Origin of the sequence: Lacinutrix sp. (genome assembly GCF_037625555.1) — a bacterium.
GTDB lineage: Bacteria > Bacteroidota > Bacteroidia > Flavobacteriales > Flavobacteriaceae > Lacinutrix.
The window spans coordinates 19,139-31,341 of the sequence record NZ_JASJHV010000056.1 but is presented as its reverse complement, the minus strand read 5'-3'; the positions used below and the strand labels follow the sequence as shown (position 1 = coordinate 31,341).

Genomic DNA, 12,203 nt, shown 5'->3' with positions numbered 1-12,203 from the left:
TCAAAAACTATTGGGCAAGTAGATGATTTGGTAAATAATATTTTATTTGGTATTATTTTAGTAGTAACTGTTTTAATGTTCTTTTTAGGGTTTAAAAATGCATTATTTGTTGGTTTTGCTATACCAATGTCTATGTTCATGTCGCTTATGATATTAGAATTACTTGGTCAAAGTTTAAATACAATGGTGCTTTTTGGTCTTATTATGGGACTTGGAATGCTTGTAGATAATGGTATTGTAGTTGTAGAAAATGTTTATCGTTTAATGGAAGACGAAGGCATGAGTAGAATTGAAGCTGCTAAAAAAGGAATTAGCGAAATTGCTTTTCCTATTATAATATCTACTGCAACAACAGTTGCTGCTTTTACACCTTTAGCCTTTTGGCCTGGGATTATGGGAGAGTTTATGAAAATTCTACCCATAACACTATCTGTAGTTTTAGGTTCCTCACTATTTGTAGCTATCTTTTTTAACTCTTTATTGGTGTCAAGATTCATGACTATAGAGGATAAAGACATGCCCTTAAAACAAATTATACGAACAACAGTAATCGTAGCTATTTTTGGTATGCTTATCTTACTTTTTGGTGGAACCTATAGAGGTCTAGGTACAGTAATGATTTTTACAGCAATCATGCTTTGGGCTTATCGTTTTTTTATTAGAAAATGGGCAAATAGCTTTCAAAATAAAGCTCTAGTTAATTTAGAAAACTGGTACGAACGCCAACTTCGTGGTGCACTTTCTGGTTGGAGACCTTATGTTTTAAGCATAGGTACGTTTCTATTATTAATCGCTTCTTTTATTGCTTTTGGTATTTCTTTAGATAAAAAAAGAACGAAAGTTGAATTTTTTCCAGACAACAAACCAAATCAAATTATTGTCTACATAGAATACCCCGAAGGAACAGCTATTGAAAAAACAAATGCAATAACTAAAGAAATAGAAAAACGTGTATTTACGGTTCTTAACCAAGATTTATACATGGATAATGAAAGAAACTTTATGGTTGAAAGCACCGTTTCTCAAGTTGGTGAAGGTGCTGGAAATCCCCAAACAGATGCAGGTTCTGCTGCTGAAATGCCACATAAAGGAAAAATTACAGCGTCTATGCGTGAATATAAATATAGACGTGGAGAAGATAGTGAAATGTTACGCCAAAAAGTACAAGCGGCATTGGTTGGCATTTTTCCTGGTGTATTAATTTCTGTAGAAAAAGATGCAAACGGACCTCCTGCTGGAGCACCAATTAATATAGAAATTGAAGGCGATGATTATAATGAACTTATAGCAACAGCAGAAAATATGCGTGAGTTTATTAATACCAAAAATATCGCTGGAATAGACGAGCTTAAAATTGACGTTAACAAAGATAAGCCAACTATGCGTGTAACCGTAGATCGAGAAAAAGCTGGCGAATTAGGCATTAGTGCTGCACAAGTTGGCCAACAATTACGTAATTCTATCTTTGGATCTAAAGCTGGTATTTACAAAGAAGATGGTGATGATTTTGATATATATGTACGTTTTAATATAGAAAACAGATATAATAAAAGCGCTTTATTTAATCAAAATATTACGTTTAGAGATAATACTGGACAAGTAAAAAGTATTCCTGTTTCTACAGTAACTAAATACGAAAACAACTCAGGCTTTAGTGCTATAAAACATAAAGACTCTAAACGTGTTGTAACTGTTTATTCTGCATTATCACCTGGTTATACAGATGCTGCTGCCATTGTAAGTCAAATTCAAAACGAAATGAAAAGTTATGAGAATTTGCCTAACCAAATTAAGATTGATTACACTGGACAAATAGAAGAGCAAAATAAACAAATGCTGTTTTTAGTAGGTGCATTTTTTACAGGATTAGGTTTAATATTTTTTATCTTAATTTTTCAATTTAATTCAGTTTCAAAACCAACAATAATTATGATAGCTATTTTTCTTAGTTTCATAGGTGTATTTGGAGGTATTGTAATTTCTGGTAGTGCTTTTGTTATCATGATGACTATGGTTGGTATTATTTCTCTTGCAGGAATTGTTGTAAATAATGGTGTTGTACTTTTAGATTATGCGCAGTTGCTTATAGACAGAAGAAAAGCAGATTTAAACATAGAAAAAGAAGACTATTTACCTAATAAAGATCTTTTTGAAAGTATAGTAAAAGCTGGTAAAGCACGTTTAAGACCTGTTTTATTAACAGCAATTACAACTATTTTTGGCTTAATTCCTTTAGCCATTGGTTTAAACATTAACTTCTTTACACTTTTTGCAGACTTTAATCTAAACATTTATATGGGAGGAGATAATGTTGTTTTTTGGGGACCACTAGCTTGGACAGTAATATATGGATTATTAATTGCTACTTTTTTAACCTTAATTGTAGTTCCAATATTATTTTTCTTGTCTGTAAAACTAAAAATGTGGTTCAGAGCACAGTTTTCTTCTGAACGAAAAGAAGATATTATTACTGTAAAAACAACTATTAAAGAGTAATATCCTGTTTTATTGAAATAGAATAACCGATTTAAACAAAAAATCCGAAGTCTTTACTTCGGATTTTTTACTTTTGCATTTCTAATAAATAATTATGTACAGAAGTCACAACTGTGGTGAGATAACAGCATCACATATAAATACAGAAGTAACACTTTCAGGTTGGGTTCAAAAATCTAGAGATAAAGGTTTTATTGTTTGGGTAGATTTACGCGATCGCTACGGTATTACTCAACTTGTTTTCGATGAAGAAAGAACCTCTAAAGACTTGCTTGAAAAAGCACAGAAACTAGGACGTGAATTTGTAATCCAAGTTAAAGGAACCGTAATCGAGCGTGCCTCTAAAAATCCAAATATGCCAACTGGTGATATTGAAATATTGGTTTCTGAACTTAATATTTTAAATGAAGCACTCCTTCCTCCTTTTACTATTGAAGATAAAACGGATGGTGGTGAAGACATTAGAATGAAATATCGTTATTTAGATATTAGAAGAAACCCGGTAAAAAATAGCCTAATTTTTAGAGCTAAAGTCACCCAAGAAGTAAGAAATTATTTATCTAATGATGGTTTTATTGAAGTAGAAACACCTTATTTAATTAAATCTACTCCAGAAGGTGCCCGAGATTTTGTTGTACCTTCTCGTATGAATGAAGGTGAGTTTTACGCACTACCACAATCGCCTCAAACATTTAAACAACTACTTATGGTAGGTGGCATGGATAAATACTTTCAAATTGTAAAGTGTTTTAGAGATGAAGATTTACGTGCAGACAGACAACCAGAATTTACACAAATTGATTGTGAAATGGCGTTTGTAGAGCAAGAAGATATATTAAATGTTTTCGAAGGTTTAACGCGTCATTTACTTAAAGAAGTTAATGATGTAGAAGTAGAAAAATTTCCAAGAATGCTTTATGATGATGCGATGCGTTTATATGGAAACGACAAACCAGACATTAGATTTGGTATGGAGTTTGGCGAATTAAACGAAGTTGCACAACACAAAGAGTTTGGTATTTTTAACAGTGCAGAATTAGTTGTTGGTATAGCAGTTCCTGGCGGAAATACTTACACAAGAAAAGAAATTGATAAATTTATTGATTGGGTAAAGCGTCCACAAATTGGTGCTTTAGGCATGATTTATTCACGTTGTAATGACGATGGAAGCTTTAAATCTTCAGTAGATAAATTTTATGATCAAGACGATTTAGCAAAATGGGCAAAAATAACAGGTGCAAAAGCTGGAGATTTAGTTTGTGTGCTTTCAGGTGAAACCAACAAAGTACGTGCGCAATTAAGTGCATTGCGTATGGAATTAGCTACTCGTTTAGGTCTTAGAGATCCAAAAGTATTTGCGCCATTATGGGTTATTGACTTTCCATTATTAGAATTAGATGAAGATACTGGACATTATCACGCCATGCATCATCCATTTACTTCTCCAAAACCAGGTCAAATAGAATTATTAGACACCAAACCAGGCGAAGTAAAAGCCAATGCTTACGATTTAGTTTTAAACGGAAACGAAATTGGTGGAGGTTCTATTAGAATTCACGATAAAGCAACACAAGCAATCATGCTTAAACATTTAGGTTTTAGCGACGAAGACGCCAAAGCACAATTTGGTTTCTTAATGGATGCTTTCGAATATGGAGCGCCTCCTCATGGTGGTTTAGCCTTTGGTTTAGACAGATTGGTTGCTATTCTTGGTGGTCAAGAAACCATTAGAGATTTTATAGCCTTTCCAAAAAACAACTCAGGTCGAGATGTCATGATAGATGCTCCTGCTCCTATTGATGCAGCACAATTAAAAGAATTAAGTTTAAAACTTGATTTGTAGTTTATACTTTCAAATTAACTGTTTATATGTTAATCCCGCTTTTCGCGGGATTTTTTGATTAGATTAGATATATGAAAAGAAGAAAAATCTTTAAAATAATTGGTGTAGTACTACTAGGCATTGTATTATGCGTTGCTGGATTAATTGGCTCGGCATACTATTATTACAACAAAGCGCACGACACAGAAAACAAACCATATAAAAACTACATTGGTTATATAGACCAAGACAAAGCATTGCTAAACGATATATATGAACTGTGTGGCGATGGCTATATCCAAAGAACCTATAATGGTTCGGCTTTAGATGAGTATTATATTAATAAAAAGCATTATGGAGACCAAGTTGTCGAAGAATTTAACACCAATAACTACAGCGATTCTGGTTAATTAAACTTTAGGGTTTTAGTGAATTGCGAGGGTAATGGTCTAGTTGGTTTGAAATTGTTGAAATGAATTTAGATTTAGATTTAGATTTAGAAGAACAAAAATTAAATTCAAACTTAGTTAAAGATCTTTTTGAATTTACATCTCAATCTAAACATTGGAATATTTTACGCTATACAAAAGATAATACGCCTTATAATTATTACAATTACATCTCATATAGAATTGAAAATGGAAAAGTCACAGAAATTATACCTTAGTCTATTCTGCCTATTAGTTGTTTTTTCATGGTGAAATGCTTCATCAAGGTGTTGCAAAATCTACAAGGAACTTATTTCCTGTTGTATATGAAGATGGAAAATTAGCAGGTATTATTTTACTTGGTGATGTGAGAGAAATCATGTTCGATCAATCACTTTATAATAATACATTAGTTGAATCTTTAATGCATAATCCTCCAGATAAAATTATTTACGATAAAGACTCTATGCAAACCGTTATGCAAAAATTTCAAGATTCTGGAGCATGGAATTTACCAGTAATTAAAAACGAAAAATACATTGGTTTTGTCTCTAAATCGAAACTTCTTACAGCCTACAGAAGGCAATTAATTTATGTTTTGTCTTAATCTAGGATTTAACTAATTTTGCATCAATAATTAAATAAGATATGAAATATATAATCTGGTTTTTCTTTATAGCATCTATCACATCCTTAATCTGTGGTTATACATTAGATGTGCCTTATTCTAGAAAATTAATTGGCTATGGTGTTTTGGGCTTGTTTTTTATTGTTACTCCTCTGTTTTCTTGGTATCGCTTGAAGGATAAAAACCTAAAAGATTATATGCTAAACAAAGAGAATCTAGATAAAATGCGTGAGCGTGAAAATAAAAAAAAGAGCTAATTTAAATTCCTTTTTTCAATAAAAAAACGTTTTAACAAAGCTGAAGCTTCTTCCTCAAGTACGCCTCCTTCAATCTTTGTTTTTGGATGTAATTTCGTTTTTAAATTAATACACCCACGTTCCTCGTCTCTAGCTGCATACACTATTTTAGATATCTGACTCCAATACAGAGCACCTGCACACATTTGGCAAGGTTCTAAGGTGACATAAAGTGTACAGTTTAGCAAATACTTTCCACCTAAAAAATTAGCAGCTGCAGTAATAGCTTGCATTTCTGCATGAGCAGTTACATCGTTTAACAGCTCTGTAAGATTATGTGCTCTGGCTATTATTCTGTCTTCTATTACAATTACTGCACCAACAGGAACTTCGCCTTTTCCAAAAGCAGTTTCTGCTTCTTGAAGCGCCTTTTGCATAAAATATTTGTCGTCGTGAGGTTTTATCATTTTATAAAAATAAAAAAGGCAACCATAAAATGATTGCCTTTTTAATATTTATTTAAAACTATTTCTAGTTTTTAATAATCTTATCATTTGTGTTAATGTTCTCACCTTTAATTGTAAGAATATACATTCCAGATTGTAAAGCACTAATATTTAATTCTGTTGAGCTAGAAAGGTTAGCTTCTTGAGATAACACTAATCTTCCATTAATATCTGTTAATGTGATGTTTACTTTTCCAAAATTCTTCTTAACATTAATGTTTAATACATTGTTAGCAGGATTAGGGAAAATTGAATAATTAGACTCATTAAACTCATCTACACTTAAACTTGTACAGTTTTGTAGTGTTGGATTAGTATCTGGTGGCATATTAAAATCTTCTACTTGATCTGTTCTAGATTGTGCAGAACCTTGGTTAGCGTTTAAACCAACACCTCTTGCAGCAAACACTTCCCAAATCATACATAAGTCTTCTCCACCAGTAAGAGCTGTATCTGCCTGTAAAATACCGTTTCTACCTATCACAAATCCTGCATTACACGTTTGTAATTTTAAACCATCTAAAACTAACTGCATAACTTTATTGTTTCCACCAGTTCCATTATAAATGTCTGGATCAAAACCATATTTCTCAATATATTTCCAAGTTAAATCCCACAATATTGTTGCCCAAACCGTTCCTATTCCATGTGGTTGAGAAATTGCAGTATTATTGGTATCTGAGTAAATTAAAGGATTTATTGAAGTATCTGTACTATATTGAAAAGGTCTAATACCTAAACCATCTAAAGGCTCACTTATTGAATAAGTTGCAATACCTCTACCAGTTTCTGGTAAATCTCCTACTTTCATAGTAATCATTAGTGCAAACCAATCTGACCATCCTTCTCCCATTTGCTCAGCGTTACCTAAGCAACCAGAGTTACTTGGTCCACCAGCTAATCTAGCAGAAATACCATGACCATATTCATGAGCAACAATTTCGTTATCTAAACTACCATCTTTTTGAAATGGCACTGGTGCTGATACAATAGTTGCATTAATAACTTCATTATTCTGTAATGCTGTAATTAGTTGTTCTCCATCTGCATTATTAATAAATAAAGAAGGAATAGTAAATGCTGGTGTTGACATACCAGCCATACCAACATACTCTACATAAGCAGGATCGTTTGCAGGATTATTATGATTCACCATAATAAGTCCAACCGCTCCAGCATCTTGTGCGTTTTGTATTTTATCTACAAATGGACAATTACCTCTTCTTATTACAACAATTTTCCCACTTAAGTCAGTTCCATTAGTTACTGCTCCACAGCCATCATTAAAATCTGCTATATAACCAGCAGCAGTTGTATCATCTACAGAATTATCATCTACTACCAAAGCTAAATCTGCAGTTACTGGAACTGTACTTGGTCCTGTTATATTGTTACCCTGTCCTGTTGCTGGAACAACAGCTGTAACACTTCCTAACAATGGTCCACCTGAATTTATAATAAGTGGACTAGCAGGAACACCATCCCACAAAAACATTTGCATACCACCATTATTACCATCTGGTGGAGTACTAAAATTTGCATTATTTAAACCGCTTCCGTCTTGTCCATCTGCAATTACAAAGTCTCCTCCATTACCTCCATTTCCATAATTGTTTTGCTGAAAATTACCACTAACTTCATCAAAACCATACTCATACCATACATCATGCATGATATTATTCATGTAAAACAAATTTGTTAATGATAAATCTTGATATCCTAATGGTGCTTGATTTAAATCTGAACTAGAATAATCGAAAGCTAATAATGCGCTTCCATTTGGAGCAGCTCCAAAACCATCATTCCCATTAACATCTTCTTGAGCATAAACATTATTACCTCTAGTAATAGTAAATTCAGCTCCAGAGACATCGTTAACATCATGCCATCCAAAAGGAGAAGCATTCAAGTTTGCAGGCTCAGTAATTAAGGTAACAGAAACTTCATTTGGACTTCTAAAAGGTAAAGGATATACACTATAAGAAGAACCATCTACCATCATTGAAGATGAAGACTTAAATAAATCTATAGTTTCTGTTTTTTTGATACTATGATTACCATGAGAAACATGATTACCATCACCAAAATTACATTTAATAATCCAGTTGTTTGAATCTAATATCTCACCATTTACGGCATCTACTCTTACGCTATACCAGTTTTGTCCATCTAAAGTATGTATACTTAAATCCCATGCTAATTTAATAGAACCTTCTGTTGTAGGTTGGAATACTAATGAAACAGGGATATCTTTTTGTGATACGGTTCCATTAGAAAAAATATAATTGTTGTTAGAGTTGCTTACTGTAGATAGGTTAGAAACATTGCCTAAACCATACTCATGAGCAACAGCATTAATAGCAGCTTGTGCATCTATAGATGGTGTTATTGTATTTATTTTAGAGGCAATGTTAGGTATTAAAGAGTTATCATAATAAAACACATAGTTATCTCTAACTGCAACGCTTGAAACTGCGTTGTGTATTTTTACGCCTTGGTATGCCTGATTAACATATACATGATTAATTTTAGTTTTCTTAGAATAATACGAATCAGTTACTAATAGACTTGATATGTCATCTTGTGTTAAATCATATTTGTCTTTGTTAAAATCTAACCAATCTTGAATAAGTGATCCAAACTCGTTATTTGATAAGCTCTTTTGTGCTTGTCCTATTTGAAAAGCAAACAAAAATAACGTAGCGATTAAGCAAACAATGTAATTTTTCTTCATAAATTTGTGTATTGTTTTAAAATTTTCTTTTTCAATAGTCACAAATATAACACCCAACTTACAATTATTACAATTTTACACGTATTTTATTGGCGATTAGACTAAAATTAATATCCCTTTTTAATAATTTCACACTTTCTTTAAACAACTAATGCATAATCTACTATTAAAAGCCATAGATTCTCCTGAGTCACTAAAGCATCTTAAACAAGAAGAACTTTCTGTTTTAGCGAAAGAACTTAGAGCTTTTATAATTGAAGTAGTCGCTGCAAAAGCTGGACATTTAGGCGCTAGTTTAGGTGTTATAGAATTAACAATAGCCTTACATTATGTGTTTAACACTCCTAAGGATGAGTTAATTTGGGATGTTGGACACCAAGCTTATGGTCATAAAATTTTAACTGGTAGAAAAAATCAATTCCATACAAATAGGCAAAAAAATGGTATTAGTGGTTTTCCTAAAAGAACTGAAAGTAAATTTGATAGCTTTGGAGTTGGACACTCATCTACATCAATATCTGCTGCTTTAGGAATGGCAATTGCCTCTCAATTAAAAGGTGATTTTACAAAGCAACATATTGCAGTAATTGGAGATGCCTCTATAGCCAGCGGAATGGCATTTGAAGGCCTTAACCATGCAGGAGTTACAGATTGTAATTTATTGGTTATTTTAAATGATAATGCTATTGGCATTGACCCAAGTATTGGTGCTTTAAAGCAATATTTAACTAATGTAAAAAAAGGTACACAAAAACAAGACAACATATTTGAAGCTTTAAATTTTGATTATTCTGGACCAATTGATGGCCATAATTTACCACTTTTAATTTCAGAATTAAATAGATTAAAAACTATTAAAGGCCCAAAATTTCTACATGTAATTACAACTAAAGGAAAAGGTTTACGTCAAGCTGAAGAAAACCAAGTTACATATCATGCACCAGGAAAATTTAATGCAGAAACAGGCGATTTATATGATAAAGATAAAACTGTACAACCTCCAAAATTTCAAGATGTTTTTGGATACACAATAGTTGAATTAGCAAACCAAAACAAAAATATTATTGGCATTACGCCAGCAATGCCAAGTGGAAGTTCGTTAAAATTCATGATGGAAAAACTACCCGAACGTGCCATTGATGTTGGTATAGCAGAACAACATGCTGTTACACTTGCTGCTGGAATGGCAACTCAAAACATGATACCGTTTTGTAATATCTATTCTACTTTTTTACAACGTGCTTACGACCAAGTCATCCATGATGTTGCAATACAAAATCTACCTGTAGTTTTTTGTTTAGATCGTGCTGGTTTGGTAGGCGAAGATGGTGCTACACATCATGGTGTTTTTGATATTAGTTATCTACGCTGCATTCCTAATTTAATTATTTTTGCTCCACGAAATGAAATTGAATTGCGTAACATTATGTACACTGCTCAATTAGGTTTAAAACATCCAATTGCTATACGTTATCCTCGTGGGAGAGGTGCAATTATTGACTGGAAACAGCCATTTTCTAGAATTGAAATAGGAAAAGCACAATGCCTTCAAGAAGGTGAGAAAATAGCTGTTTTAAGTATTGGCACACTAGCTAAAACTGTTGAAGAAATCATTACTTTATGCGAAACATTAAAACAGATTTCGCATTACGATATGCGTTTTATAAAACCATTAGATAAAAGTCTTTTACACGATATTTTAAAAACACATCACACCATAATTACTATAGAAGATGGAAGTATTAAAGGTGGATTTGGTAGTGCTATTTTAGAATTTGCGGCAGAACACAATTATAAAAACAACATCTACTTAAAAGGTATTCCTGATGTTTTTATAGAACATGGAACGGTTAAGGAACTTCACGAATCAATAGAATTAGATGCTGAAAGTCTTTCAAGATTTATTCTAGACAAATTAAATTAATCACGTAATTTTTCTTAAAAACTAAAACCCTTTATTTTTTTATACTGAATAATCGCCTGACTATCGCTTAACAAAGAAATATAATGGCAAACACTTAAAAGTCTTTCATAAAGACTTTCTTGATCTGTTTTTATAGCTTTTGGTAGTCCTTTTAAAATCAATTTATCGTAATTAGAAGCTGTGTTGTTAAAACAGTTATTTACTGCATTGGTATAGGTTTCAAGTAAAGTACTCAACACACCATAACCAGCAATCTCTTTATCTACTACTTCGGTAGATTGATAAATTTTCTCAACACTTAACTTAATAATATCATTAATCTGTGCTTCGTATTTACTTTTATCTAATAATGCTTCGCTAAAAGTTCCTTCTAAAATAGCCTCTTCATTTTTCATGAACATTTCAATAGCCTCATCAATTAAAGAGCCTATTGCTAACGCTCTCAAATAACTTACACGATCTTCTTTATTAGATAACTTATGGTATTTTTCTGTTTTAATTTTATCTCTTACCAGATTTATTAGATACTCTAACGCAAAAGCTTCAGAAATTAATCCTAGGTTAATACCATCTTCAAAATCTATAATAGTGTAGCAAATATCGTCTGCAGCCTCAACTAAAAACGCGAGAGGATGACGAGCATAGCTAGCATCCTTATCGCTTCGTTTTGTTAAACCTAATTCTTCAGCAACATCTATAAATGCTTCTTTTTCGCTCTGAAAAAACCCATACTTTTTATCTGCAATGTGGTTGGTTGGCTTTTTTGGTAAAGACTCTTTTGGGTATTTAGTAAAAGCTCCTAAAGTAGCATAACTTAAACGCAAACCACCTTCACGTCCTACTCTACTTTGGGTAACAATTTTAAATCCGTTAGCATTACCTTCAAAATCACATAAATCTTGATATTCTTTTTTGCTTAATTTAAGTTTATGTTCTTTTCCTTTTCCAGACTTAAAAAATTCTCCAATTGCTTTCTCGCCAGAGTGACCAAAAGGTGGTTTTCCAATGTCATGTGCTAAAGCAGCAGCAGCAACAATAGCACCAAAATCGTGTGCTTGATAGCCATGAATATTTTGCAAATGCGGATGCTTTTCTAATAGTTTTTGGCCAACTCGTCTTCCAAGTGAACGACCTACAACACTTACTTCTAAACTATGTGTTAAACGTGTGTGAACAAAATCTGTTTTAGACAATGGAATAACTTGCGTTTTATCCTGAAGACTTCTAAATTCTGAAGAAAAAATAATACGATCATAATCGACCTCGAAACCTAATCGTGTTTCGTCTTGTTCTTTTCTTAGTCTTTTGTTTGTATCGCCAAAGCGTTTTAAAGAGAGTAATTGTTCCCAGTTCATTGTAAATAATTATGTAACTGCAAGATATACAAACTCATGTTACTTAAATGTTTCTAATTATAAAATTAGAAACA

At 32.4% G+C, this 12,203-nt stretch carries 9 protein-coding genes and 1 pseudogene; 7 read left to right on the top strand and 3 right to left on the bottom strand.

What is annotated here, in order from left to right:
* From QNK89_RS04355 to QNK89_RS04330, 6 genes and pseudogenes are all read left to right on the top strand, one after another.
* A partial coding sequence (locus QNK89_RS04355; RefSeq protein WP_340169735.1) for an efflux RND transporter permease subunit occupies positions 1-2,496 on the top strand: 2,496 nt, incomplete at its 5' end.
* Between the two features lie 94 nt (positions 2,497-2,590).
* On the top strand, positions 2,591-4,339 hold the full coding sequence (gene aspS, locus QNK89_RS04350) for an aspartate--tRNA ligase (protein WP_340169734.1): 1,749 nt from the start codon (positions 2,591-2,593) through the stop codon (positions 4,337-4,339).
* Positions 4,340-4,410: 71 nt separating this feature from the next.
* A complete protein-coding gene (locus tag QNK89_RS04345) occupies positions 4,411-4,728 on the top strand; it encodes a hypothetical protein (RefSeq protein WP_340169733.1) in 318 nt (105 codons plus the stop codon).
* 62 nt (positions 4,729-4,790) lie between these two features.
* Positions 4,791-4,985 carry a hypothetical protein gene (locus QNK89_RS04340; protein ID WP_340169732.1) on the top strand — a complete coding sequence of 65 codons (195 nt, stop codon included), beginning with the start codon at positions 4,791-4,793 and terminating at the stop codon, positions 4,983-4,985.
* A gap of 29 nt (positions 4,986-5,014) precedes the next feature.
* Positions 5,015-5,353, top strand: a pseudogene (locus QNK89_RS04335) (CBS domain-containing protein); the annotation flags it as partial.
* A 41-nt stretch (positions 5,354-5,394) separates the two neighbouring features.
* Positions 5,395-5,631, top strand: a complete 237-nt coding sequence (locus QNK89_RS04330; protein ID WP_340169731.1) for a hypothetical protein — start codon at positions 5,395-5,397, stop codon at positions 5,629-5,631.
* On the opposite strand, the gene QNK89_RS04325 is transcribed toward QNK89_RS04330, so the two are convergent.
* Both QNK89_RS04325 and QNK89_RS04320 read right to left on the bottom strand, forming a co-directional pair.
* Entirely contained in the window at positions 5,628-6,077 is a 450-nt protein-coding gene (locus QNK89_RS04325; protein ID WP_340169730.1) for a nucleoside deaminase, read from the bottom strand. The two genes, QNK89_RS04330 and QNK89_RS04325, sit on opposite strands and share 4 nt — an antisense overlap.
* 64 nt (positions 6,078-6,141) lie before the next feature.
* Positions 6,142-8,850, bottom strand: a complete 2,709-nt coding sequence (locus QNK89_RS04320; RefSeq protein ID WP_340169729.1) for a T9SS-dependent M36 family metallopeptidase — start codon at positions 8,848-8,850, stop codon at positions 6,142-6,144.
* A gap of 151 nt (positions 8,851-9,001) precedes the next feature.
* Here QNK89_RS04320 and dxs point away from each other — a divergent pair, with 151 nt between their 5' ends.
* Complete coding sequence (dxs, locus tag QNK89_RS04315; protein ID WP_340169728.1) at positions 9,002-10,774, top strand: 1-deoxy-D-xylulose-5-phosphate synthase; 1,773 nt, start codon at positions 9,002-9,004, stop codon at positions 10,772-10,774.
* 14 nt (positions 10,775-10,788) lie between these two features.
* Here the strand turns inward: dxs and QNK89_RS04310 are convergent, their stop codons facing one another.
* On the bottom strand, positions 10,789-12,129 hold the full coding sequence (locus tag QNK89_RS04310; RefSeq protein WP_340169727.1) for a deoxyguanosinetriphosphate triphosphohydrolase: 1,341 nt from the start codon (positions 12,127-12,129) through the stop codon (positions 10,789-10,791).
* Between the last annotated feature and the right edge of the window lie 74 nt (positions 12,130-12,203).